General features: G+C 60.7%; 26 protein-coding genes and 1 pseudogene. 12 read left to right on the top strand and 15 right to left on the bottom strand.

The features are described 5' to 3' along the window. Nucleotides 1-176: 176 nt before the first annotated feature. Nucleotides 177-1052 (bottom strand): LysR family transcriptional regulator, encoded by an 876-nt coding sequence (locus tag CWM58_RS03895; protein ID WP_100680281.1) that lies wholly within the window; start codon nt 1050-1052, stop codon nt 177-179. A 129-nt stretch (nt 1053-1181) separates the two neighbouring features. On the opposite strand from CWM58_RS03895, the gene gstA reads away from it, so the two are divergent. Next, nucleotides 1182-1796 carry a glutathione transferase GstA gene (gstA, locus tag CWM58_RS03890; RefSeq protein ID WP_100680280.1) on the top strand — a complete coding sequence of 205 codons (615 nt, stop codon included), beginning with the start codon at nt 1182-1184 and terminating at the stop codon, nt 1794-1796. A 48-nt stretch (nt 1797-1844) separates the two neighbouring features. Here the strand turns inward: gstA and CWM58_RS03885 are convergent, their stop codons facing one another. Beyond that, nucleotides 1845-2159, bottom strand: a complete 315-nt coding sequence (locus CWM58_RS03885; RefSeq protein WP_100680279.1) for a PTS sugar transporter subunit IIB — start codon at nt 2157-2159, stop codon at nt 1845-1847. 101 nt (nt 2160-2260) lie between these two features. Beyond that, entirely contained in the window at nt 2261-3361 is a 1101-nt protein-coding gene (locus CWM58_RS03880) for a GlxA family transcriptional regulator (RefSeq protein ID WP_100680278.1), read from the bottom strand. A 124-nt stretch (nt 3362-3485) separates the two neighbouring features. On the opposite strand from CWM58_RS03880, the gene CWM58_RS03875 reads away from it, so the two are divergent. Together CWM58_RS03875 and CWM58_RS03870 are read left to right on the top strand one after the other, a co-directional pair. After that, the gene (locus CWM58_RS03875; RefSeq protein ID WP_100680277.1) at nt 3486-4214 is read left to right on the top strand and encodes an alpha/beta hydrolase; all 729 of its coding nucleotides are present in this window, start codon (nt 3486-3488) and stop codon (nt 4212-4214) included. A 122-nt stretch (nt 4215-4336) separates the two neighbouring features. Further along, on the top strand, nt 4337-4645 hold the full coding sequence (locus CWM58_RS03870; protein ID WP_100680276.1) for a YciI family protein: 309 nt from the start codon (nt 4337-4339) through the stop codon (nt 4643-4645). A gap of 63 nt (nt 4646-4708) precedes the next feature. Here CWM58_RS03870 and fabF read toward each other — a convergent pair whose 3' ends face one another. From fabF to hpxW, 10 genes and pseudogenes are all read right to left on the bottom strand, one after another. Next, nucleotides 4709-5983: a beta-ketoacyl-ACP synthase II gene (gene fabF, locus CWM58_RS03865; RefSeq protein ID WP_100680275.1), complete on the bottom strand. Its 1275-nt coding sequence runs from the start codon at nt 5981-5983 to the stop codon at nt 4709-4711. A gap of 19 nt (nt 5984-6002) precedes the next feature. After that, nucleotides 6003-7565, bottom strand: a complete 1563-nt coding sequence (locus CWM58_RS03860; RefSeq protein ID WP_100680274.1) for a DHA2 family efflux MFS transporter permease subunit — start codon at nt 7563-7565, stop codon at nt 6003-6005. After that, on the bottom strand, nt 7562-8605 hold the full coding sequence (locus CWM58_RS03855; protein ID WP_100680273.1) for an HlyD family secretion protein: 1044 nt from the start codon (nt 8603-8605) through the stop codon (nt 7562-7564). The genes CWM58_RS03860 and CWM58_RS03855 overlap by 4 nt, the downstream gene beginning before the upstream one ends. Next, the gene (locus CWM58_RS03850) at nt 8589-9146 is read right to left on the bottom strand and encodes a winged helix-turn-helix transcriptional regulator (RefSeq protein ID WP_100680272.1); all 558 of its coding nucleotides are present in this window, start codon (nt 9144-9146) and stop codon (nt 8589-8591) included. Before CWM58_RS03850 ends, CWM58_RS03855 begins: the two co-directional genes overlap by 17 nt. Beyond that, a pseudogene (locus tag CWM58_RS29160) lies at nt 9143-9241 on the bottom strand (hypothetical protein); the annotation flags it as partial. The pseudogene CWM58_RS29160 and the gene CWM58_RS03850, both read right to left, overlap by 4 nt. 78 nt (nt 9242-9319) lie before the next feature. Beyond that, nucleotides 9320-9742, bottom strand: a complete 423-nt coding sequence (locus tag CWM58_RS03845; RefSeq protein ID WP_061154538.1) for a GNAT family N-acetyltransferase — start codon at nt 9740-9742, stop codon at nt 9320-9322. A gap of 86 nt (nt 9743-9828) precedes the next feature. Then, entirely contained in the window at nt 9829-10215 is a 387-nt protein-coding gene (hpxZ, locus tag CWM58_RS03840) for an oxalurate catabolism protein HpxZ (RefSeq protein ID WP_002905421.1), read from the bottom strand. Then, the gene (locus CWM58_RS03835; protein ID WP_100680271.1) at nt 10212-11609 is read right to left on the bottom strand and encodes an AtzE family amidohydrolase; all 1398 of its coding nucleotides are present in this window, start codon (nt 11607-11609) and stop codon (nt 10212-10214) included. The genes hpxZ and CWM58_RS03835 overlap by 4 nt, the downstream gene beginning before the upstream one ends. Continuing rightward, complete coding sequence (hpxX, locus tag CWM58_RS03830) at nt 11606-11791, bottom strand: oxalurate catabolism protein HpxX (protein ID WP_004179955.1); 186 nt, start codon at nt 11789-11791, stop codon at nt 11606-11608. The genes CWM58_RS03835 and hpxX overlap by 4 nt, the downstream gene beginning before the upstream one ends. A 10-nt stretch (nt 11792-11801) precedes the next feature. Next, entirely contained in the window at nt 11802-13388 is a 1587-nt protein-coding gene (hpxW, locus tag CWM58_RS03825) for an oxamate amidohydrolase (protein WP_100680270.1), read from the bottom strand. A 179-nt stretch (nt 13389-13567) separates the two neighbouring features. Between hpxW and hpxU the strand changes: the two genes are divergently transcribed. The 7 genes from hpxU to hpxK all read left to right on the top strand — a co-directional run bounded on the left by hpxU (nt 13568) and on the right by hpxK (nt 19969). After that, nucleotides 13568-14407: a MurR/RpiR family transcriptional regulator HpxU gene (gene hpxU / locus CWM58_RS03820; protein ID WP_008804829.1), complete on the top strand. Its 840-nt coding sequence runs from the start codon at nt 13568-13570 to the stop codon at nt 14405-14407. Nucleotides 14408-14621: 214 nt separating this feature from the next. Beyond that, nucleotides 14622-15407 (top strand): transporter substrate-binding domain-containing protein, encoded by a 786-nt coding sequence (locus CWM58_RS03815; protein ID WP_032754423.1) that lies wholly within the window; start codon nt 14622-14624, stop codon nt 15405-15407. A 9-nt stretch (nt 15408-15416) separates the two neighbouring features. Beyond that, entirely contained in the window at nt 15417-16082 is a 666-nt protein-coding gene (locus CWM58_RS03810) for an amino acid ABC transporter permease (RefSeq protein ID WP_100680269.1), read from the top strand. Beyond that, on the top strand, nt 16082-16738 hold the full coding sequence (locus tag CWM58_RS03805; RefSeq protein ID WP_004179948.1) for an amino acid ABC transporter permease: 657 nt from the start codon (nt 16082-16084) through the stop codon (nt 16736-16738). Before CWM58_RS03810 ends, CWM58_RS03805 begins: the two co-directional genes overlap by 1 nt. Further along, nucleotides 16719-17456, top strand: a complete 738-nt coding sequence (locus CWM58_RS03800) for an amino acid ABC transporter ATP-binding protein (protein WP_100680268.1) — start codon at nt 16719-16721, stop codon at nt 17454-17456. Before CWM58_RS03805 ends, CWM58_RS03800 begins: the two co-directional genes overlap by 20 nt. Before the next feature lie 15 nt (nt 17457-17471). After that, on the top strand, nt 17472-18713 hold the full coding sequence (locus CWM58_RS03795; RefSeq protein WP_100680267.1) for a pyridoxal-phosphate-dependent aminotransferase family protein: 1242 nt from the start codon (nt 17472-17474) through the stop codon (nt 18711-18713). After that, complete coding sequence (hpxK, locus tag CWM58_RS03790; RefSeq protein WP_100680266.1) at nt 18710-19969, top strand: allantoate amidohydrolase; 1260 nt, start codon at nt 18710-18712, stop codon at nt 19967-19969. The genes CWM58_RS03795 and hpxK overlap by 4 nt, the downstream gene beginning before the upstream one ends. Nucleotides 19970-20001: 32 nt before the next feature. Here hpxK and CWM58_RS03785 read toward each other — a convergent pair whose 3' ends face one another. Then, a complete protein-coding gene (locus CWM58_RS03785; protein WP_100680265.1) occupies nt 20002-20979 on the bottom strand; it encodes an NAD(P)H-dependent flavin oxidoreductase in 978 nt (325 codons plus the stop codon). Nucleotides 20980-21153: 174 nt separating this feature from the next. On the opposite strand from CWM58_RS03785, the gene CWM58_RS03780 reads away from it, so the two are divergent. Both CWM58_RS03780 and CWM58_RS03775 read left to right on the top strand, forming a co-directional pair. After that, on the top strand, nt 21154-22059 hold the full coding sequence (locus CWM58_RS03780) for a LysR family transcriptional regulator (protein WP_165784149.1): 906 nt from the start codon (nt 21154-21156) through the stop codon (nt 22057-22059). An 88-nt stretch (nt 22060-22147) separates the two neighbouring features. After that, nucleotides 22148-22636: an E3 ubiquitin--protein ligase gene (locus tag CWM58_RS03775; protein WP_165785678.1), complete on the top strand. Its 489-nt coding sequence runs from the start codon at nt 22148-22150 to the stop codon at nt 22634-22636. A gap of 233 nt (nt 22637-22869) precedes the next feature. Here the strand turns inward: CWM58_RS03775 and CWM58_RS03770 are convergent, their stop codons facing one another. Next, a complete protein-coding gene (locus CWM58_RS03770) occupies nt 22870-23970 on the bottom strand; it encodes an NADH:flavin oxidoreductase/NADH oxidase (protein WP_100680263.1) in 1101 nt (366 codons plus the stop codon). Nucleotides 23971-24057 lie beyond the last annotated feature (87 nt).

The raw sequence follows: 24057 nt of genomic DNA, 5'->3' as shown, positions 1-24057 counted from the left end.
TTGAACAGCTACTGATGATTACTACAGCGCTATGTTCGTAATGCATACATAAGCGGTGATCATGAGTGTAAAGGTCCGCAGTTCGCTCAAAGCTGACCTCACGGCGCTTCAGAGGGGCCACGCTTTGTCAGAAATAGCCGTTTAACATGCCGATGAGATGATTCATTCTTGAGCGCTCATCTTCGTTTACGCAGCGCATTAAGCAGCGCCTGTGTGGCATCAGAAGACGTTCCGGATGGCGAACAAACCAGCCCAAATTCACGATGAATAGCCGGCGTCACTGGCGCCACGCACAGGTTGCGCAAGGTCTCCGGCAGGGCGGATTCCGGTACCAGCGCGACGCCCATCTCTTCACCGACCAGTTTACAGGCGCTTATCCAGTCGCGAACCGTCACGCGGATATCAGAGAGTTGCAACCCGGCCTTTTCCATCAGGCTTTTGCCATTCACGACACAGCCGCCCGTCGCCAGAACAAAGGGCTGGTCCGCCAGCGCCTTTAACGTTATGCCATCAGCTCTCGCATGCTGTGCCAGCCGATGGCTGGCGGGCAGGACCGCGACCCATGCATCCTGTCCTAATACCATCTCTGCACGTCCGGGAACGGGATTCATGACTACCCCAAGCTCAACGGTGTCTGCGGCAAGCCACGCTTCGACTTCTTCGTCAGAGCCTTCCAGCACGACAACGTCAATACCCGGATGCAGGCGCTTAACGTCGCGCAGCAGCCCGGGCAACAAGGTAGACGTCACGGAGGGAAAACTGGCCAGCCGAATGCGACCGTGGGTGACGTTCCGGCCCCGATCAGCCAGTTCGCGGATGGCGTTCAGCTGCGAAAGCATGTTTCTGGCATGTTCCACCACCTGCTCACCCAGGGCGGTAATCCCGATGTATCGTCGCTCACGGGTAAATACCGGAAAGCCCAGGGAAGCCTCCAGCTGGGCAATGGCCTGGCTGGCGCCGGACTGGGTCATACCTATCTCTTCGGCAGCGCGTGAGATATTGCCAGCATCCGCCACGGCCACCAGCAGGCGCCAGTGTAAAAGATTCATCATGATTATCAGTAGCTCAGCTAATAGTTATTTTCTGTATCATTAATTTTACAGTGCGATCGGTGTTAAATACAGTGTGCTGAGGATCGTTCAGGACGTTGTCGGACGGCTTTACACATTAACGGAGACAAGATGAAACTCTATTACGCGCCAGATACCTGTTCATTATCACCGCACATCGTGCTGCGCGAGCTGAACCTTGAGTTTGAACTGGTGAGAGTCAACAACAGAAGCAAGATCACCGCTGATGGTCGCGACTTCCTCACCATTAACCCGAAAGGGTATGTTGCTGCGCTTGAGCTGGATGATGGGCAGATACTCACCGAGGGGCCGGCGATGGTGCAGTACCTCGCCGATCGTAAACCCGAATACGGCCTGGCGCCGCGCGCGGGCAGCTGGGAAAGGGTGCGCCTGCAGGAATGGCTTAACTTTATCACCAGTGAAATACACGCGGGTTCGGCACCGCTGTTTAATCCCGCGCTGCCGGAAGACGTCAGAACGATGTTCCGGGACAAGCTATTCCGACGGTTCGATTTTCTCCAGACGACGCTCAGCGAAAAAAACTATCTAACTGGCCCGTCCTTTAGCGTGGCGGATGCCTACCTCTTCACGGTGCTGGGATGGTGCAAATTCTTCGCGATCCCACTGGATCGCTGGCCAGCGCTATCGTCGTACATGGAAATAATAAATGTCCGTCCTGCTGTACAGGCGGCATTACTGGCTGAAGCGTCTCAACAGGGCAGGTAGAAGGCGACATGCGTAGAGAAGGCCGCACAAGAGAGGCGGCCTTCGGTGTCAGACTGCCAGTTCAGGCATCTGCGCCATCACAAACGCGAAAACTTTTTCCGCGTCGAGTGAGGCATAGGGCAGACTTTCAATCACCGCAATAGGACGAGCGTCGCCAACGATCCCTCTTATCTCCGCGACCTTATACTGAATATGCGGCGCAACGAGAAATCCGTCGAAAGCGGGCGCCACGCTGGCAAAATTTTCCAGGCCCACTGCGCTGACAATGAGAGGATGGCCCTTTTTTTCCGCCAGTAACTGTATCTTTTTGGCGAGAGAATTGGCGGTGTTGCCAAACAAACAACATATCAGAAGCTTTTTCATGGTTTTACCTCCTGAGAATTAGTCACAGGATATGACTCGCCATGCACATAAAATGAGCGCCACCTCATAATTGCGTGAAGAATTCATCATGATGATGATTTCTAAGCATCATGCCTGCTGACCACCTGAGAGAGGTTGTTTGCGGATAATGAAGACGATGGGGTCTGATTTTTGATCCGCTCTTTGTAATTCCCAGGAGACATGCCCATGACACGACTGAAAGCCCGCCTGAATGCGGTCTCATCACTATATCCGCAGGCGTTGGCGACCTGAGAAATCGTTTTGCCAGGAATATCCAGCATAAGCGTCGCCGTTTCAATACGAACCCGCGTGATAAAGTTTTTCGGATTCTCCTGGATCAGCGCCATCATTTTGCGATTGAGGGTACGGGGTGTCAGGTTCAAGGCCTCAGCCAGCTGATCTACCGTGATGCCGGGGTTTTGATAACGCACCAGCTGTTCAGCCTTCATCAGAAGAGGATGCCTTGAATTAAGAAATCCGGCAGGCGCATAAAGCTGCTGTGATAATGGCTGGCTATCCGCAACGGCCATATCAGCCGTCAGTTTGGCAATCTCATTGCCCGCATATTTGCGAACAATATAGATAACCAGGTCAATCCACGAAAACGGGCCTCCTGTGGTAATGATGTTGTCCTGTTCAGCCATGACTTTCCCCCAGACGGGCTTCGCCAGTGGGTATCGCGATCGCAAGGTATGATACAGCCACCAGGTCGTGGTACAGGCGCGTCCGTTGAGTAACCCGGCTTCACCCAGAATAAATCCGCCGGCGCAGGCCCCTGCAATGCAGCTGCCCTGAAGATATTTTTCTTTCACCCATTCTGCGGCAGCGGTAACGGCCTCTTGCGCGAGGGGAAGCTTCTGCTCGTCAAGCTGCATACCGCTGGCAATAACCAGATCAACAGGTTCGGCATCATTGAACGAGCCATCGCTAACGATTTTTCTCCCCTGTACGTCCATGACTGGCAGACCATCGGAGGTGACCACCATGACCTCAAAAAACGGTGACTTCCGTGCAATATCCGCGTTGACTTGCGGATTTTGGACGATGATCTGATTGGCGAGCCAGAACATGTCGGCTATGCCGGCAAGTGCCGATCTCATGCTGCCCGGTATAGCCAGTAACGCAATTCGCATGGTGAGTCCTGGTAAAAATTTTGTCTGATTTAGCATCATAACTGTCATTTAAGACACTTTATAGGTTTCAGCCTGGCGCGTTAAAGTGAGCGACGTTCTTTTAACGTCAACGGTAGAGTGAGAGTCGATGAACCATTTTCTTAAGAAAAACATTCGTCTGGGAGCATTCGTTATGTCTTTGATGACCTCATTCGCCTCGCCTCTCCGGGCAGAGGCGACGGATATTAAAAACATTGTTCTGGTCCACGGGGCGTTTGCGGATGGCTCCAGCTGGTCTGCCGTTATCCCGTTGCTTCAGGCTGACGGTTATCACGTCACCGCCGTGCAGAATCCCTTGACCTCATTGCATGATGACGTGACGGCGACGGAACGCGTCCTCGAGCGTCAGAAGGGCGGCGTTCTTCTGGTGGGGCATTCATGGGCTGGCGCGGTTATTACCCAGGCAGGTAATGCACCAAACGTGAAGGGACTGGTCTACCTTTCTGCCCTGGCGCCGGACTCAGGAGAATCTGTCGCCGATGCGCTGACACGGCTTAATGCGCCGATGGAGGGGATGGAGGCGGATAAAAACGGCTTGATCTGGCTGGATGATGCGAATGCTTTTCATCAGATCATGGCGAATGACCTTTCTGCATCACAGGCACGCCTTCTGGCGGCGCAGCAGCAGCCCATCGCCGCGGGCGCCTTCAGCGAAAAGATAGAGACCGCCGCCTGGCATAGCAGGCCATCATGGTACCTGATCACCGAAAATGACCATGCGCTGAATACGTCGGTCCAGGCGCGTTTTGCCCACGAGATGGGCGCCCACATTTCGCGGATTCATTCCGGTCACCTGTCCATGATTTCCCATCCCGCTCAGGTTGCTGAACTGATTAATCAGGCTGCGCTCAGCATAAAATAAATTCAGCGTTAGCTGGAGTCATGAAACCCGTTATTCAGACATGTGCAGTTAAAAGAAATAAGTCAGACATTGAGATCAGTTTCTCAGAACAACAACGACGATTTGCTAATGAGGTGTAGGCCATGATGCACGCGATAACATTGACATACCTGAGTTCGGAAGAGGAAATCTCAGTCCATCTTGAGGCACACAAGCAATGGCTTGTGAGAGGAATTAAAGAAGGAAAAATTCTGTTTGCCGGCCCTGTTGATAATCATGCCGGTGGGTTCATTCTTATGCGCGGAAACGATAAGCCCTTGATTCACGCTTTTCTGCAGGAAGATCCTTTTATTGAGCACAACATTGCTGATGCGGTGCTGCTCAGTTTTGAACCCCTGTTATGCGCTCAGGGCGTGCCTGTTGCATGGGCAGATAAGGCTAAATTTATTTAATCCATGTGGCGCGTCCGTATTCTGATTACCCCCGCTGGCCAGTGCCGGCGGGGGAGCTGACGATTATTCCCAGCGTTTCAGCAGCAGGCTGGCGTTAACGCCGCCAAAGCCAAAACCGTTCGACAGCGCATAACGCATTTTCTGCGGGCGGGCCTGCAGCGCCACCAGGTTCAGGCCTGCCGCGTCTTCATCGGGGTGATGCAGGTTCAGCGTCGGCGGCACCACCTGGTCACGCAGCGCCTGAATGGTGAAGATGGCCTCAATCCCGCCGGCCGCGCCTAACAGATGGCCGGTGGCGGATTTCGTCGAGGTAATAGCGACCGGATGCGCGCCAAACAGCGTTTTAATCGCCGCCAGTTCACCTTTATCACCGACCTGCGTTGAGGTGGCGTGGGCGTTGATATGATCAATCTCGTCGACGGTCACCCCGGCCTGGCGAAGGGCGGTTTCCATGGCCCGACGCGCGCCGTTACCGTCTTCCGGGCCTGCGGTCAGGTGATAAGCATCTGCGCTGGTGCCGTAGCCCACCAGCTCGGCCAGCGGCGTGGCGCCGCGCGCCAGTGCGTGCTCCAGTGACTCGATCACGATAAGCCCCGCGCCTTCTCCCATCACAAAACCATCGCGGTCACGGTCAAAGGGGCGGGAAGCGGCTTCCGGCTGGTCGCTGGAGGCGCTGGACAGCGCCCGCGCTGCGGCAAACCCGGCCAGACTAACGCGATGAATTGCCGCTTCCGCGCCGCCGCAGAGGGCGATATCCGCCTCGCCGCTGCGGATCATCCGCGCCGCGTCGCCAATGGCCTGGGCGCCTGCCGCGCAGGCGGTGACCGGCGCGCCGATGGGGCCCCGGAAGCCGTGGGCGATAGACACATGCCCGGCGGCCAGGTTGGCCAGAAAAGAGGGGATGGTGAACGGCGAGAGGCGACGCGGCCCGCGTTCATCGGTGGTATGTACCGCATTGGCGATCTCGCTGAACCCGCCGATCCCGGTGGCGATCACTGTGGCGGTGCGTTCCTGTTCGGCCTCGGATGCTGGCGACCAACCGGCCTGGGCCAGCGCTTCGCGGGCGGCGACCAGCGCAAACTCAATAAAGCGATCCATCTTTTTGCGCTCTTTCGCCGGGATGGTCGCCAGCGGGTCGAAGCCGTGCAGCGGATCGCTGTCAATGGACGGCACCTGGCCGGCCACTTTGCAGGGAATATCCGCGACCAGCTGCTCGCTGAGCCGGGTGATCCCTGACTTTCCTGCCAGCAGCGACTGCCAGACGTGCTGTACGCCGCAGCCCAGCGGGCTAACAATCCCCATCCCGGTGACGACAATGCGTTTAACGGAAACGCCCATAGTTAACTCTCCTGTAGTATCAGTGTGCCGGCGGCTTTTTCATCAAGGGAACCAGCAGCGCGGCAAGCAAAAAACCCATCATGATGAGGTAGAAAGCATCGGAAAATGCCTGAGTTCGCGCCTCCCGCAGCGTCAGTGTGGAAAGATTTTTCAGTGCCGCCGTCTGCGCGGCATCCGGCGAGATCCCCTGGACGGCGAAGTTTGCCGCGCTGCGCTGAACAAAATCGCTCATCGCCAGGTTGGCGTTATTCAGATGGTCCGCCAGGCGGCTGTAGTGCAAATTGGTTCTGTCGTTGAGCACCGTGCCGCACAGGGCGATGCCGATGGCCCCCCCGAGGTTGCGCATCAGATTAAACAGCCCGGAGGCTAGCTTCAGGCGCGCGGGCGGGAGGCTGCCCAGCGTCAGGGTCACCGTTGGCGCGACGGCAAACTGCTGCGCCAGTCCGCGAAACGCCTGTGGGATCAGCAACTGGTCCGCCCCCCAGTCGTGGGTGATCGGGACAAAGCTATACATCGACACCGCAAAGCCGATCAGCCCGGCCATCAACAGCCAGCGCAGGTCGACGCGGTTGGCGAGCCACGAATAAAACGGAATAGACATGACCTGGAACAGGCCGGTGGAAAATACCGCCAGGCCGATCTCCAGCGCGCTGAAACCTCGCACGCTACCGAGATACAGCGGGGTTAAATAGATGGTGGCGAAGATGCCGACGCCGGCCATAAACGAGAAATAGCAGCCGAGGCTAAAGGTTCGGTCCTGCAGGGCCCGGAGATCCATCACCGGCTGCGGATGGCGCAGGGTGCGGATCACAAAGGCCACGCCGCAGAGCAGGGCGACCCAGGCGGTGGTCGTCAGGGTCGCGTCATCAAACCAGCCCCAGCGCGGACCTTCTTCAAGGGTATATTCCAGGCAGCCGAGGGACAAGGCCAGCAGCAGAATACTGAGATAGTCGGCGCCGCGCAGCAGCGAGGGGTCGGCGCTGTCCACTTTCACCAGCAGCGGTACCGCTACCGCGATGTAAATTCCCGGAACAACGTTGATGAAGAACAGCCAGTGCCAGTTGTAGTTTTCGGTGATCCAGCCGCCCACCGTCGGACCCAGCGTGGGGGCGAGGGAGGCCAGGCCGCCGATCGTCGCCGCGGCGATGACCCGCTGTTTGCCCTGAAAAAAGGCAAAGGCGGTGGTGAACACCAGAGGGATCATCGACCCGCCCGCCAGTCCCTGCAGGGCGCGGAAGGCGATCATACTCTGGATGTTCCACGCCCAGCCGCACAGCAGACTCATCAGCGTGAAGCCCGCCGCGGAAGCGGCGAACAGCCAGCGGGTCGACATGACCCGGGCCAGCCAGCCGGAAAGCGGGATAATAATGATCTCGGCGATCAGGTAGCTGGTTTGTACCCAGACGGTTTCATCGTCGCCCGCCGACAGGCCGCCGCCGATATCCCGCAGCGAGGCGGAGACGATCTGGATGTCGATAAGCGCGATAAACATCCCCACGCACATGCTGGCGAAGGCGAAGATCTTCTTTGCCGTCGGCATCGACAGTCCCTGCGGGGCGGACAGCGCCTGAACGGTGCTCATCGAGGGCTCTTTTCGTTCACGGTGACGATCACCGACAGTCCCGGGCGCAGGACGTCAAGCTTTGCCCCGTCACCTTCCAGCGCAATGCGGACCGGCACCCGCTGCACGATTTTAGTGAAATTCCCGGTCGCGTTCTCCGCCGGCAGAATGCTGAAGCGTGAGCCGGTCGCCGGCGCCAGGCTGGCGACATGACCCTTAAAGGTATGGTTCGGCAGCACATCGGCGACGATGGTCACCGGCTGACCGGCACGCATATGCGCCAGCTGGTTTTCCTTGAAGTTGGCGTCAATCCACAGGCCGTGCGCGGGTACCAGGGAGAGCAGCTGCGTACCGCTGCTGACGAAGGAGCCGGACCACGCGCGGCGGTTGCCAATCACCCCATCGAACGGTGCGCGAATGTCGGTATAGCTGAGGTTCAGCCTGGCCATCTCGAGGTTAGCCTGGGCCTGCGCCAGGGCAGCCAGGATTTGCTGCTGGCGAGCATCCAGCACCGCCAGCTGACGTTCGGCCACGGTTTTATCCGCTTTGGCCTTCTCCTGCTCGGCATGCGCCCGGCGATAATCGGCGGAGGCGTTATCGCGGATCTGTGCGGAAATCGCGCTCGACGCGGCCAGGGCGTTATAGCGTCGGTTGTCGTTAGCCAGTTTTTCGGTTGCCGCCGTGGCGGCGAGTAACGAGGCCGCAGAGCCGACAATCGTAGCCTGCTGTAGCTGGCGGGTGGCCAGGATATCGGCCAGCGCGGCCTGCTGCGCCGCCACTTCTCCGGCGGCTTTAGCGAGGGCGGCGCGATAATCGCGGTCGTCAATGCGGATCAACAGGTCGCCTTTTTTCACCGCCATGTTGTCCTGCACCGCCAGCTGCTGGATATAGCCAGAGACTTTGCTGGAAATGGCGCTAATGTCGCCACCAACATAGGCGTCATCGGTGGTCTGCATAAAGCGCCCGGTATGCCACCAGTAAGCGCCGTAGCTCGCTGCCGCCAGGGCGGCGACGCCGAGTGCCGCCAGGACGAGGACGCTTTTCTTACTGGCCGGATTCATTGCTGGCATCTCTGTAGGGTTCAGGCTGGAATTTTTGCCCGCTATCGCCTTCGCGTTTGCGCAGCAGATATTCATGACGGTATTTCATCATCGGCGAGGCTGCTGGCCCCGGTACCATGGTGTATTTACCCGGGATAATCTCTTCCCCGGTTGCTTTATCGACCATGATCGGATCTACCCGCCGCTGGGTTGCCGTTTCCACCAGCTGCATCTGACGGCCTTCGGGAGCGAAGTGGCGATTACCCCATTCCGCCAGCGCCAGCAATACCATGCGAAAATCGCGGCCGCTTTGCGTGAGATGGTATTCGTAGCGCGGCGGGGTGCTGCTGTAGCAAACCTTCTCCAGCAGCCCGTCGTCGACCAGCGCCTTCAGGCGGCGCGACAGAATATTGGGCGCGACGTTGCTGCTTTTCTGGAACTCGTCAAAGCGGGTAAAGCCCGCGAAGGCATCGCGCAGGATCATGATGCTCCAGCTGTCGCCGATGCGGCCAAGGCTGCGGGCAATGGGGCAGGGAGCGTGGCAAAGCGGTTCATTTTTCATGGGCTGTCCAGTAACCAGGTGGCTTTTGCCAGCAAATTGACATAGTCACTATCAAAATGCAAGTTACTCTTCATGGTACCCAGGGGAGAAGCCGCTCCCTAACATTCTCATAACTTTTTAAGGTCAAATAAATGAGTTACGGTTATCCGGGGAAAGCACTCGCTCGCTGACGGTTAAGACAAATGTTTAACGAAGCGCTTGCGGACCTCCTTGTAGCCGTTATTTTCATAAAATTGATGCGCTCTGATTCTTTTTTCACTGCTTGAAAGCTCGATCTGAGTGCATTGTTTATCGCGGGCGAGGCGCTCTGCGGCATGGAGAAGTTGCTGGCCTATCCCTGAACCACGTGACGATTCCTCGATGACCAGCGCGGAAATTAATGCCCATAAACGGTTTTCATGTACCGGTAAAATAAAATTGATAACGATTACGCCACACACGGTGTTTTCTGTTTCCGCCACCAGCGCACTCATCATATTCTGCGGGGCAGTGATGCGTTGTTCTAAGATCGCCGTCTCCGTCTGATAGCCCAGCTGCAGAAATAGCGTTTTCAGCGAGGGGATATCTTTTGATTCAGCCGCTCTGATGAACACCATGATCTTCGACTCCAAATAGAGTATTACCGGACCGGGAGCGGGCCGGTGGATACCTTATTCCCCCGGCCCGCTCCCGTATACGCCACTCAGTCCATCAGACTGACCTGCGCGGCGACAATCCGCCAGCCGTAGGGGAAGCGTACCCAGGTCTGCTGCTGGCGGCCAAGGCGCGCGCTGCCTTCGCGGGTGAACTCGGTGCTGCACACCGCCATATCCGCCCCAAAGGTGGTAATGGTGGTATGGCGCAGATCGCGGGCCAGACCGGCGGCGGGGCGGGCGGCGCGAAAGGCGCGGATCGCCTCGATGCCATACAGATTTTCGCCGGCTCCCAGCCGTACGGTGCGCGGGTCGTGCCAGAACAGCGCATCCAGCGCCTCGATGTTATTGCTGACCAGCGCCTCTTCATACTGATAAAACGCCGCCGTCACCTCGGCGAGGATCGCCGGGCGGTCTACATTATCCAGATTGATCATGCTGCACTCTCCGCCACTCGGGCATCGGTAATGCCCATCGCTTCCAGCGCCCGCGCGGCGCGAAGACAGGCTTGTTCGTTAAACGGCGCGGCAATCAGCTGCAGGCCAATCGGCTTACCGCTGGCGGTACGCAGGGGCACGGTCACCACCGGCAGACCGAGGAAGGAGATCGGCTGCGTTAGCATTCCCATGCTGGCGCGCACCGGCAGCGGCTGGCCGTTAATCACCATCTCCGCCGCGCCTATCGGCGTGGCGCTGCATGGGGTCGCGGGGGCGATCAGCACGTCGGCCTGGCTGAACAGGGATTTCATCGCCTGGCGAGCATGACGGCGGAAACGCTGCGCCTGCAGATACCATGCGGAGGGGATCATCGCCCCGGCCAGCAGCCGCTCGCGGGAGTGGGGTTCAAAACGCTCTGGCGAGTGACGAAGATCCGCCAGGTACTGATTGCCGCCTTCGCTGGCGCTGATGATAAAGGCCGCCGAGCGGGCCAGCGCGGCATCCGCGAACTGCAGCTCGCTGTCGGCGCCCAGCGCGTGGGCGACCCGATCCACGGCCGCCCGGGCGTCGTCATCGCACCAGGTGGTGAAATAGCCGCCCAGCCGCGCGCAGCGCAGCCCCTCCAGCCCGCGCTCCAGCAGATTTCCGGTGCGCTCGCTGGCTTTATCAGCCTGAAAGTCATCGGCCGGGTCGCGCCCCTGCAAGGCGTCATACACCGCGGCGAGGTCGGCCACCCGGCGGGCAAAGGGACCAATATGATCCAGACTGGCGACAAACGGATGGCTGCCGGAGCGCGAAAGGCGGCCGAAAGTGGGTTTCAGGCCAAAGATCCCGCACAGCGACGCGGGGACGCGGATCGAGCCGTTGGTGTCGCTGCCAAGGCTGAAATGAACCAGCCCGGCCGCCACCGCCGCGGCCGAACCGCCGGACGATCCGCCGGCGATCCGCGACAGATCGTGCGGATTGCGCGTCGCGCCATAGTGGCTGTTTTCAGTGGTAAAGCCGTAGGCGTAGGCGTCCATATTGAGCATCCCGCTGAGCAGGGCGCCGGCGCTGTGCAGCTGGCGCACCGCCCAGCTGTCGCTGGTCGCTGGCGGCCGGTCGCTCAGCAGTTCCGCCCCGGCGAGGGTGGTATGCCCGGCGACATCAAACAGATTCTTTACCGCATAGGGAATGCCTGCCAGCGGCGGCAGAGGGCGCTTTTCCCGGCGCAGGGCGTCGATGCTGTCGGCCTCCGCCAGCATGCGCTGGGCGGTGACCTCGGTCCAGGCGTTGATCTGCGGATTCACGCGGGCGATATCGTCCAGCGTCTGGCGGGCGATATCCCGGGCGCTGAGTTCGCCATCGTGCAGCGCACGCTGGAGCTCGGCAATGGTGAAGTGATGAAGAGTCATGCTTTATACACCCCCGCAATCTCCTCGCGCGGCCCGAGGGGATAGTCCATCAGCGGCTGCGCCATGGCGGCGATACGGGCAAACTGGCGCTCCAGCTCTTCACGACGCGGCGCATCCAGCTCCATATCCAACAGGTGAGTCATCTGCGTCAGATACTCGCTCCAGTCAGGCTGTGTGGTCATAGTCTGCTCCTTAGTATCCGGCGGCGGCGCCGTTGCTGCGTGGATCGGTCGCCCCTTCAAGCAGGCCGTTGGGATGGCGGACAATGGCGCCGGCGTGGCCCATCGCTTCGCTGAAATCAGCCAGCACTTCCACTTCGTGCCCCAGCTCGCGCAGGCGCGCGATACAGGCGGGGGCAAAGCGTCCCTCCAGTTTCAGTGAATCGGAGGACTGGCCCCAGGTGCGGCCCAGCAGCCAGCGCGGACGGGAGATGCTCTCCTGCAACGGCACCCCCTGCAGGATATAGCGAGTAAACAGCGCCGCCTGAGTTTGCGGCTGACCATCGCCGCCCATCGAGCCATAGACCATCACCCGGCCATCGTTCAGGCGGGCGGCGGCAGGGTTGAGGGTATGGAATGGCTGTTTGCCAGGGGCCAGCGCCAGGAGATGCTGCGGATCGAGGCTGAAGGCGGCCCCGCGGTTTTGCCAGACGATCCCGGTGTCCGGGAGCACCACGCCGCTGCCGAACTCGTGATAAATACTCTGAATAAACGACACTGCCAGTCCGCTGTTATCCACGACGCCCATCCAGACGGTATCGCCCGGGCCTTTGCCGCGGCCCCAGGGGGAAGCGCTGGCGTCGTCGATGCTGTCGGCCAGCGGCTGCAGGGCTTCCGGGGTGAGCAACGCCTGTACATCCACATCCAGATGGCGTGGATCGGTGATATGCGTATCGCGCAGGGCAAATGCCCGCTTGGTGGCTTCGACGATACGGTGCACCGTTTGCGCGTCATCGGCATCGGCCATGTTCAGACGATCGGTGATGCCAAGGATCGCCAGCGACACCAGCCCCTGGGTCGGCGGCGCAAGATTCCACAGCGTGCCCTGCTGGTGCTGGAGCATCAGCGGCGCCGGACGCCGGGCGCGGTGGGCCTGCAGGTCGCCGAGGGTGACCGGCATCCCCAGCGCGGCCATGCCCTGCGCGAGACGTTCGGCCAGCGGCCCGCGATAAAAGCTGTCGAGACCGTCGCTGGCCAGCATGCGCAGGGTACCGGCGAGGGCGGGCTGGCGAAAGCGGCTGCCGGGCCGCGGGGCCTCGCCCGATACCAGCCAGGTTTCGCTGAAGCCCGGCTGATGGCGCAACTCTTCCAGTTTGCTGGCGGTGGCGTGGGCTTGCGAGGCGGTGACCGGAATGCCGTCTTCGGCATACCCGATCGCATCGGCCAGCAGGCGGGCCACCGGCAGCGCGCGGCCGGTTAAGTCCCGTGAAATACGCAGCGCCTCGTCCCAGCCGCTGACGGTGCCGGCGACGGTCAGCGCGGCCTGCGGTCCCCGGTGGGGAATATGCTGCTGTCCGGCGTAGGCCTCGAGGGTCGCCAGCGATCCGGCCGCCCCGCTGGCGTCAATGGCGATGGGGTCTCCCTCAGGCGGTACGATCAGCCAGAAGCCATCGCCGCCGAGGCCATTCATATGGGGATAGACGACGGCGATGGCCGCGGCGGCAGCCACCATCGCTTCAATGGCGCTGCCGCCCTCGCGCAGGATCGCCAGCGCGCTCTGACTGGCGAGGTGATGGGGGGCCACCGCCATGCCGTGGGTCGAAACGTTGCTACTGTGCATAAATTATCCTTTCTGAACGAATCACCCGCAGAACACTGCAAAAGCTGTTCCATCTCTGAACGTTTCGTTTCATTGATAAAAACAATGACCAGAATTTTCCCACTGGCACGCTATGTGTAAGGCATAGCAGATACAGTATGATGAGGGATGGATGATGAAACGAAAGTTACAGGGGCGCTATGCAACAACTCGATGAACGACTGAAAGGGCAATACGCCTCGCTGTCGCCGCAGGAGCAGCGGGTGGCGGATTTCATCTTTGACCACTTTGACGACCTGATAAGCTACAACAGCGCCGAGCTGGCGCAGCTGAGCGGCGTGTCGAAAGCCACTGTCAGCCGGCTGTTCAAGCGCCTCGGTTATGACAAATATAAGGATATGCGCGATGAACTGCGCACCCTGCGCCAGAGCGGTATGCCGCTGACCGACCAGCGCGACGCGGTGCAGGGTAACACGCTGCTGGCGCGCCATTATAAGCAGGAGATGGCGAACCTCACCCAATGGGTCAACGCGCTCGACGCCCGCCAGTTCGCCGAGGCGCTGACGGCGATGGTGGCCGCCCGCCGCATCGTGGTGGTGGGGATGCGTAATGCCTATCCGGCGGCGCTGCATCTGCGCCAGCAGCTGCTGCAGGCCCGCGGCCAGGTGCTGGTGCTGCCCCAGCCGGGTCAGAGTCTCAGCGAAGAGCTGGTCGATCTGACTGCCGATGATCTGGTGGTGATGATGGCCTTTCGCCGCCGGCCGCGAATAGTACGCCCATTGCTGCAGCAGCTGCAGCGCGACGGGGTGCCGGTCCTGTTAATGTGCGAGCCGCAGGCCCATAGCCTGTTTCCGCTCTCCCGCTGGCAGCTCTGCGCGCCGCTGGACAGCGTCTCGGCCTACGACAGCTATGCCTCGGTCAACAGCCTGATCAATCTGCTGGCCAATGCCTTTCTGCATGAAACGCTCGACAGCGGTCGTCCGCGCATCCACGACATCGCCACGCTTTATCAGCAACTGGACGAGCTGGAACAACGCTGATGGGGCGCCAGCGTGGTGCTGCGCATCATTATGGTGCAGTAAAAACCACGTGATGGCGCCGCCGCTCTCTGAACACCTTCCCGTTAACGCTTGTCCTTTCTCACTTTTTGTTTTAATTCCTCGCCAACCCTCGCCTCGTCTGTATCTGGCACATTAGTTGCAAAATCAGATTCAAAGAATCTTTTGTTTCATGCTAACGTAACGGGTAAACATCATGAAGAAACTGTTGATTGCACTGGCCGGGGCCGCTTGTCTCCTTTCGTCTGTTTCTGCCGCGCAGGCTGACCAGCTCCAGGATATTGAAAAACGCGGCGTCATCCGCATTGCCGTACCCCAGGATTTTCCGCCGTTCGGCTCGGTGGGTACCGACCTGCAACCGCAGGGGTATGACATCGATATGGCGCGCTATCTGGCGAAATCGATGAAGCTCAAGCTGCAGCTGGTCCCGGTGACCAGCGCCAACCGCGTGCCGTATCTGCAGACGGATAAGGTGGACCTGGTGATCTCCAGCCTCGGCAAGAACGCCGAGCGCGAGAAGGTGATCGACTTCAGCCGCGCCTACGCGCCATTCTTCCTCGGCGTGTTTGGCCCGAAAGGGGCGGAGCTGAAGGACGCGGCCGCGCTGAGCGGTAAAAGCATCGGGGTGACCCGTGGGGCGGTGGAAGATATGGTGCTGACCAGCGTGGCGCCGCAGGCAGCGCAGATTAAGCGCTACGAGGACAATAACACCACGCTGTCGGCTTACCTGTCCGGTCAGGTGGAGTATGTCGCGACCGGAAACCTGGTGGTGGCGGCCATCTCCCGGCAGAACGCCGACAAAGCGCCGGTCCCGAGCTTTATGCTGAAGGACTCGCCGTGCTTTATCGGTCTGAAAAAGAACGAACCGGCGCTGAAGGCGAAAGTGGATACCCTCATCGAGCAGGGCATTAAGGACGGCACCCTCAACGGCCTGTCTGAGAAGTGGCTGAAAGCGCCACTGCCTGCCAGCCTCGGCGCGTAAGGTCTGGGGATGACGGAGCAACTTCATTTCTCTGAGCTCTGGCCGCACTGGCCGGAGCTGCTGGCCGGCCTGTGGGTGACGGTGCAGTTAACGGTGCTGGCGACGATCGGCGGACTGGCGATCGGCATCCTCGGGGCGGCGATCCGCAGCGGGCACCCGGGAATGCTCAGCCGGGTGTGGGGCGGATATGTGGAAATCATCCGTAACACGCCGTTTGTGGTGCAACTCTTTTTTATCGTCTTTGGTTTACCGAACCTTGGACTGAAGATGACCGCCGGTGAAGCGGCGCTGCTGGCGATGGTGGTTAACCTCGGCGCCTATAGCACCGAGATCGTCCGCGCCGGTATTCAGGTGACGCCGAAGGGCCAGTGGGAAGCCGGTCGCGTGCTCGGGCTTAGCCGGACGCAAACCTTCGTTCGCATCGTACTGCCCCCGGCGCTGCAGCGGATTTACCCGGCGCTGGTCAGCCAGTGCATCATCGTGATGCTCGGCTCGTCAGTGGTGTCGCAGGTCTCCTATGAGGAGCTGACCTTCGCCGCCAACCTGATCCAGTCGCGGACATTTTTGAGCTTTGAGGTCTATCTGGTGACCACCGGGATCTACTTAGCGTTATCGATAGCGATGCGCCAGCTGCTGATGGCGGCGGGGCGTAAATGGCTGGGGGTACAGGCCTGATGACCACTTTTACTGACTGGGACATTATCCGCAACCTGCTGCTGGCCGGTCGCTGGACGGTGCTGCTGTCGCTGGTCGCGTTCACCGGCGGGGCGCTGGTGACCTTACCGTTACTGCTGCTGCGTCTCACCGGCGGACGCCAGGTGAAACGGCTGATCCGCGGCTACATCGAGCTGTTTCAGGGGACGCCGCTGCTGATGCAGCTGTTTCTGGCATTCTTTGGCGTGGCGCTGTTCGGCATTGACGTCTCGGCGTGGACCGCCGCCTCGGTCGCTCTGACGCTCTACACCAGCGCCTTTTTGCTGGATATCTGGTTCGGCAGCATTCGCGCGCTGCCCAAAGGCCAGTGGGAAGCCTCGCGGTGTCTCGGGCTGAGCTTCGGCCAGACCCTGTACCGCGTGGTGGCGCCGCAGGCACTGCGCATTGCCATCGCGCCGACGGTGGGCTTTGCCGTACAGGTGATCAAAGGCACGGCGCTGGCATCGATTATCGGCTTTGTGGAACTGACCAAGGCCGGGACGATGCTGACCAACGTCACTTACCAGCCGTTTAAAGTGTTTGCCCTGGTGGCGCTGGGCTATTTCATTCTGTGTTATCCGCTGTCCCGCTACAGCCGCTATCTGGAGAACAAATTCAATGCCTCTCATCACCATTAATCAGATGCAGAAGTACTACGGCGACAACCATGTGCTGAAGGGCGTCGATCTGGATATCGACATGGGGGAAGTGATCTCGATCATCGGCCGCAGCGGCTCGGGTAAAAGCACGCTGCTGCGCTGTATCAATGGTCTGGAGGGCTACCAGGAGGGCAGTATCAAGCTCGGGGGCATGACCATCACCGACCGCGATTCACAGGCCCGGGAGATCAGCCGCTCCATCGGCATGGTGTTCCAGAATTTTAACCTGTTCCCGCACATGACGGCGCTGGAGAACGTCATGCTGGCCCCGCGGCGGGTGCTGAAGAAGTCCCAGACCGAATGCCGGGAGCTGGCGCAGCGGATGCTGGAGAAGGTCGGTCTTGGCGACCGTCTGGATTACTATCCGGCCAATCTCTCCGGCGGCCAGCAGCAGCGCGTGGCCATTGCCCGGGCGCTGGCCATGTCGCCGAAAGTTTTACTCTGTGACGAAATCACCTCGGCACTCGACCCGGAACTGGTGGGTGAAGTGCTGAAGGTGCTGGAGCAACTGGCGGCGGAAGGTATGACGCTGATCCTCGTCACCCATGAAATGAATTTTGCCCGCGAAGTGGGCGACCGCGTGGTGTTTATGCATCAGGGACGCGTCTGGGAGCAGGGCGACAGCAAAACGCTGTTCGCCAGCCCGCAGACCAGCGAACTGAAACAGTTTATCTCCTCGGTGCGCGGTCTTAACTAACGTAAGGAATGGCAGATGGATATCACTCAGTTTTCGCAAATTAACCCGCCGCAGCGCCTGCTGATGGGGCCGGGGCCGATCAATGCCGACCCGCGCGTGCTGCGCGCCATGTCGAGCCAGCTGGTTGGCCAGTACGATCCGGCGATGACCCACTACATGAATGAAGTCATGGCGCTCTACCGCGGTGTGTTTCGCACCGAAAATCGCTGGACGATGCTGGTCGACGGCACCTCGCGCGCCGGGATCGAAGCGATTCTGGTGTCGGCGATCCGTCCGGGTGACAAAGTGCTGGTGCCGGTGTTCGGCCGGTTTGGTCATCTGCTGTGCGAGATCGCGCGTCGCTGTCGGGCAGAGGTGCACACCATCGAGGTGCCGTGGGGCGAGGTCTTTACCCCGGATCAGGTTGAGGACGCGATCAAGCGCGTGCGCCCGCGCCTGCTGCTCACCGTGCAGGGCGATACTTCCACCACCATGCTGCAGCCGCTGGCGGAGCTGGGGGAGATTTGCCGTCGTCACGATGTGCTGTTCTATACCGACGCCACCGCGTCGCTCGGCGGCAACCCGCTGGAAACCGACGCCTGGCAGCTGGACGCGGTGTCCGCCGGGATGCAGAAGTGCCTGGGCGGTCCTTCCGGCACCTCGCCCATCACCCTCAGCCCGCGGATGGAAGAGGTCATCCGCCGCCGTCGTTGCATTGAGCAGGGGATCCGCACCGACGCCCACCACGATGGCGTCGACGAGATGATCTACTCCAACTATTTCGATCTCGGCATGGTGATGGATTACTGGGGGCCGGAGCGGCTTAACCACCATACGGAAGCGACCTCGGCGCTGTTCGCCGCCCGGGAGTGCGCGCGCCTGATCCTGCAGGAGGGACTCGACAACGGCATCGCCCGCCACAAATTGCACGGCGATGCGCTGCTGAAGGGCGTCCAGGCGATGGGGCTCGAGACCTTTGGCGATCTGCGGCACAAAATGAATAACGTGCTGGGGGTGGTGATCCCCAACGGGGTCAACGGCGATCAGGTACGCAAGCTGATGCTGGAAGATTTCGGCATTGAAATTGGCACCTCGTTTGGCCCGCTGCACGGTAAAGTCTGGCGCATTGGCACCATGGGCTATAACGCGCGTAAAGACTGCGTGATGCAGACGCTCAGCGCGCTGGAAGCGGTCCTGAACTACCTCAAGTTCACCACCACTCAGGGCGCGGCGATGCAGGCGGCCTGGGATCACTACCGCACCGAGGCCACCCTATGAGTGATACCGCCCGCCAGCTGGCGGAGAGAGAAGCGGCTGCCAGCCGGGTGATGGCCCGCGCCGATCGGCTGGCCACCCTCAGCGAAACCGCCGATGCCCTGACCCGGGTCTATCTGTCACCCGAACATCTGCAGGCCAACCAGCTGGTGGGCCAGTGGATGCAGGCTGCCGGCATGATGGTGTGGCAGGACAGCGTCGGCAACATCTGCGGACGTTATGAAGGACAACAGGAGGGGGCGCCGGCGGTGCTGCTGGGCTCTCATCTTGACACCGTGCGCAACGCCGGGCGCTACGACGGCATGCTCGGCGTGCTGGCGGCGATTGAGGTGGTCCAGCGTCTGCACCAGCAGGGGCGACGGCTGACAAAGGCTATCGAGATCGTCGGCTTTGGCGATGAAGAGGGCACCCGCTTTGGCATCACCCTGCTCGGCAGTCGCGGCGTCACCGGCACCTGGCCTGAAAGCTGGCTGTCACAGTGCGATACCGACGGCGTGAGCGTCGCCCAGGCGCTGGTGAATGCCGGACTCGATCCGGCGCGGATCGGCCACGCGGCCCGTCATCCGCAGGACATCGCCGCCTATCTGGAACTGCATATCGAGCAGGGACCGTGCCTGGAGCAGGCGGGGCTGGCGCTCGGCGTGGTGGAGGCGATTAACGGCGCCCGACGGCTGAACTGCCGTTTTACCGGCGAAGCTGGCCATGCCGGCACGGTGCCGATGCTCCATCGCAAGGACGCCCTCGCCGCGGCGGCAGAATGGATGGTGCAGGTGGAAAACCTGACCCGGCAGCGCGGCGGTAACCTGGTGGCGACGGTCGGCACCCTGCGCTGTGCGCCGGGCGCGGTGAACGTGATACCGGGCGAGGTGCAGTTGACGCTGGATATTCGCGGCCCGCAGGATGCGCCGCTGACGGCGCTGCTGGATGAGCTGCTGGGGGAGGCGCAGGCCATTGCCGGGCGTCGCCAGCTGAGTTTCGCCGCCGAGGAGTATTATCGCATCGCCGCCACCGCCTGCGACAGTCACCTGCAGGCGGTGCTGAGCGAGGCGGTGGTGGCCGTGCAGGGGCGTTCGCTGACGCTGCCGAGCGGCGCAGGGCATGACGCCATCGCTATCGCCGAGCGCTGGCCATCGGCCATGCTGTTTGTACGTTGCCTGGGGGGCGTCAGCCATCACCCGGCGGAGTCGGTCACTGCCGCCGACGTCGGACTGGCTATCGACGCTTTCTCCCGGGCGGTAGAGAAGGTGGCCGACGCCTGATTGCGCCAGTTGCCGTGCCCCGGCTGGCGGCTTCACACCGCCAGCTGGTTGACCACCTCGGCAACGGAGGTGATGGCATGGATGTTGCCGATCCCCGCGCCCACCGAGATATACCCCTCATCAGTATTCCCCTCCAGCATGCCCAGCCGCATCCCGCGCAGACCGCCCATTGCCTGGGCCAGCTCGGCCTTTGAGGCGCCGGCACGATCCATGGCCACCAGTGTGTCGCTCAGTTTGCCGGGCAGCGCGCGGTAGTAGTCCGGCAGGGTACGGAACAGGCGCAGATCCAGACCGTTGGCGGCGAGAATTTTCGCTTTCACCGAGTCGGGAACCCGACTTTCGATGGTGCTGATGAATACCGAACCGGCGAAGACGCCTTCCGCACCGAGGGCATGAACGGCGCGCGCGCCCCGGGCGTCGGTGATCCCTCCGGCGGCCATGACTGGAACCCGCTGTACCGCGTCAACGATCAGCGGGACGATGGTGAAGGTCCCGAGGGCGGTACCCGGCAGCGTGCCGCCTTCGTCAAAGCCGGTGGCGACAATAATATCCGCTCCGGCCTGCTCCGCGCGGCGGCTGTTCTCCGGCGTCGGGTTGATGTCACGATAGATAATGGTGATCCCGGCGGCTTTCAGTTCGTCGAACAGCGCCGGTTTTAATGAACCGTCGCCGTAGCCGGTGTAGACCACCACCTTAACCCCTTCCTCTTTGATCACCGGCAGGATCGCCGGCGTCCAGATGTCGTTTTCCGCCGTCGGGATCAGGTTGACGCCAAAGGGTTTCTCGGTCAGCTGTTTGGTTTTGCGGATCTCTTCGCGCATTTTCTCGGCGGTGGCCTCCGGGGTGGAGACGGCGGTTGCCGCCGTCAGTCCGGCGTTCGGGCCCAGCACGCCAAGCCCACCGGCGTTGCCGACGGCCGCCACCAGACGAGCATCGGTCAGCCAGGAGAGCGGCCCCTGGACCACCGGTTTTTCAATACCCAGAATACGGGCGACGCGGTTGGATTGCATGATATTTTTGCTTGTATGTTAATAAGTTATAAATTTCTTCGCCCCAGCGATGCGGCAATGAGGGCAGTGTAGGCGTCTTTATTGTTTTAAAAAATGAGCAAAAACTTTCATCACTGTTATTAAATTAGTAATAATGTGGGCAGGCGATGAGGCGGGAGACAGGCCGTTATGCAAATGAATCTGTTTGAAAATATTAAAATATTTATTGAAATCGTCGATGCCGGCAGCTTTGCCCAGGCGGCGGAAAATTTGCAGGTCCACCGACCGGCGGTGACCAAGGCGCTGCAGCAGCTGGAGCAGGAGAGCGGGGTCCGGCTGCTGCAGCGCACCACCCGGCGTCTGTATCTCACGCCGGAGGGGGAAGAGTTTTATCGCCGCAGCAAACCGTTGCTCTCCCAGGCCGACGATCTGCTGGAGTCGTTCGCGCCGGACCGGCCGATCCGCGGTCAGCTGCGCGTTGATATGCCAATCGCCTTTGCCCGGCTGCTGGTGATCCCGCATCTGCCGGATTTTTATCAGGCCCATCCGGAGGTGGAAATTGTCCTCAGCAGCTCCGACGTACGCCGGGATATGCTGCGCGATGGTCTGGATTGTCTGCTGCGGGTGGGGGATCTTGAGGATGGCGACTATGTGGCGCGTTCGCTGGGGGAGGTGGCGTTAACCACCTGCGCCAGTCCGGGCTATCTGGCGCGCTATGGGGCGCCCGCGACGCTGGAGGACCTGCAGTCGCATCTGGCGGTGAACTGGGTGAACAGCAGCAGCCGGCAGATTATGCCCTGGCGATTCCAGACCCCGGAGGGCATCAGGCAGATCGCCATTCCCGGTAAACTGGTGCTGGACAACTCGGAAGTCTTTACTGCCGCCGGGCTGGCGGGGCTGGGGATGCTGCAGGGGATGCGTTTCTTTTTGCAACCCTATATCGACAACGGGCAACTGGTGGAAATTTTGCCGGACTTCCCGGCGCCGCGTCGACCGTTGTCGCTGCTCTATCCGCACCGGCATCTGTCGCATAAGGTGCGGGTCTTTGCCGACTGGCTGCAGGGGCTGGTGGCAACGCTGGATCGATCGGTGTCGGCTTGACTCTGCCGACTGAGCGATTATATATAAAATGTGAATGCTATTAAGGCAATGAATCACAAAGCTGGATAACGACTTAACCTGTAAGGGAATGCTGATGAAACTCTGGAATAAAACACTGCTTGCTTCCGCCCTGTGTCTGACCCTGTTTGGCTGCGACGATGCGTCGAAAGTGGATAACAAACTGGATAAGGCCAAAGATAATGCGGAGCAGATGAAGGATGCCGCGGCGGACAAAGCGCAGGCGATTAAACAGGATGCGGATAAGCAAATCGATACGCTGAAAAGCCAGGCCGACGCCGAGGCCGATCGCCTGAAGGATCAGGCCAGCGCCATCAAGGCGGAGGCGGACAAGAAAGCGGATGCCATCGCCCAGCAGGCGAAAGCCAAAGCCGATGCCGTGAAGCAGAACGCTAAGCAGGAAAGTGACCGCATAGTCAAAGAGGCGGGTCAAATCAAAGACAACGCCATCGGCGACGCCAATCAGCTCTCGGCGGAAGCGGCGAGCAAAACCAAAGCCATCCAGGACAGTATCGCGGCGGACAAACAGAACACCACGCCACCGCCCGCCCAGCAGTAACTCACGGTGTTTGCCTGATCCGCCGCCCGGAAATATAGGGAGCGGAGCCTGATAGATTGCCCGGCGGCGCTGCGCTTGCGCGGGCCTACGCAGGGAGCGGGTTGGCTGCGCAATGACCGGGTATCACCCTTGTGTAGGCCGGGCAAGGCGTCGCCGCCGCCCGGCACGTGGACCGCAATGACATCCTGCTCAGGGGTATCTTACGATACCCCTTTTTTATGCCCGCCGCGGGTTCAACGGTTTGGCTGCAGGGTGCCTTTCAGGCCGTGCGGCTCCGAGCGCAGGTACTGCGAAGGGACGCGAACCTGGGCGCCGAGGCTGGCCGCGGCGTGCCACGGCCAGTGCGGATCGTAGAGTACCGCACGGGCGAGGGCGATCAGGTCGGCATCGCCATCCTCCAGCGCCGCTTCCGCCTGCTGCGGGTCGGTGATCAGCCCCACGCCAATCACCGGGATGGCAACCTGCTGGCGAATGTCGTGGGCGAATGGCAACTGATAACCCGGTCCGATGGTGATCGACTGCTGCGGCGACAAGCCGCCGCTGGAGACGTGAATGTAGTCGCTGCCCAGCGCTTCCAGCTGCTGGCTGAACTGAATGGACTGCTCCACGTCCCAGCCGCCTTCGACCCAGTCGGTCGCCGACAGCCTGACGCCCACCGCCATGGTGTTGCCTACCGCCTCGCGGATCGCGTTAAACACTTCCAGCGGATAGCGCAGACGGTTTTCCAGCGAACCACCGTACTCATCACGGCGCTGATTGCTGAGCGGTGAGAGAAACTGGTGCAGCAAATAGCCGTGGGCGGCGTGCAGTTCAATCAGCTCAAAGCCCAGACGCTGGGCGCGCAACGCGCTGGCGACAAACGCCGCTTTGATGCGCGCCATATCGGCAAGGCTCAGCTCGGCGGGGGCGCGGTCGCCATCGTGAAATGCCACGGCGGAGGGGGCAACGGTTTGCCAGCCCCCCTCGTTGAGGGCCAGCTGATGACCACCCTGCCACGGGGCCGCGCAGGAGGCTTTGCGTCCGGCGTGCCCCAGCTGGATCCCCAGGCGGATCGGCGACCAGGCCCGAATATCCTCTACCACCGCGCGCAGCGCGTTTTCGGTTTCATCATCCCACAAACCCAGATCCCCCGGTGAGATACGTCCCGCCGGCTCTACCGCCGTGGCTTCGAGAATTAACAGGCCGGCGCCGGAGAAAGCCAGCTGACCAAGATGGATCCGGTGCCAGGAGGTGGCTTTACCCTCGTCGGCAGAGTACTGACACATGGGGGCAATAACGATGCGGTTATCCAGCGCCAGCTGACCAATACGCGTCGCGCTAAAAAGATGGCTCATGAGTACCTCGTAAAAGTTAGACAGGGTCTTGCATGGGGGCGAACAGTCACTGTTTATAGCACGCCTGTTTGCCCTCCTTTATTCGGA

It is taken from the genome of Klebsiella sp. H-Nf2 (genome assembly GCF_002806645.1).
In the GTDB taxonomy this organism is placed as follows: domain Bacteria; phylum Pseudomonadota; class Gammaproteobacteria; order Enterobacterales; family Enterobacteriaceae; genus Klebsiella; species Klebsiella variicola.
The sequence above is the reverse complement of the archived record's forward strand: the minus strand, read 5'-3'. Positions and strand labels throughout refer to the sequence as shown.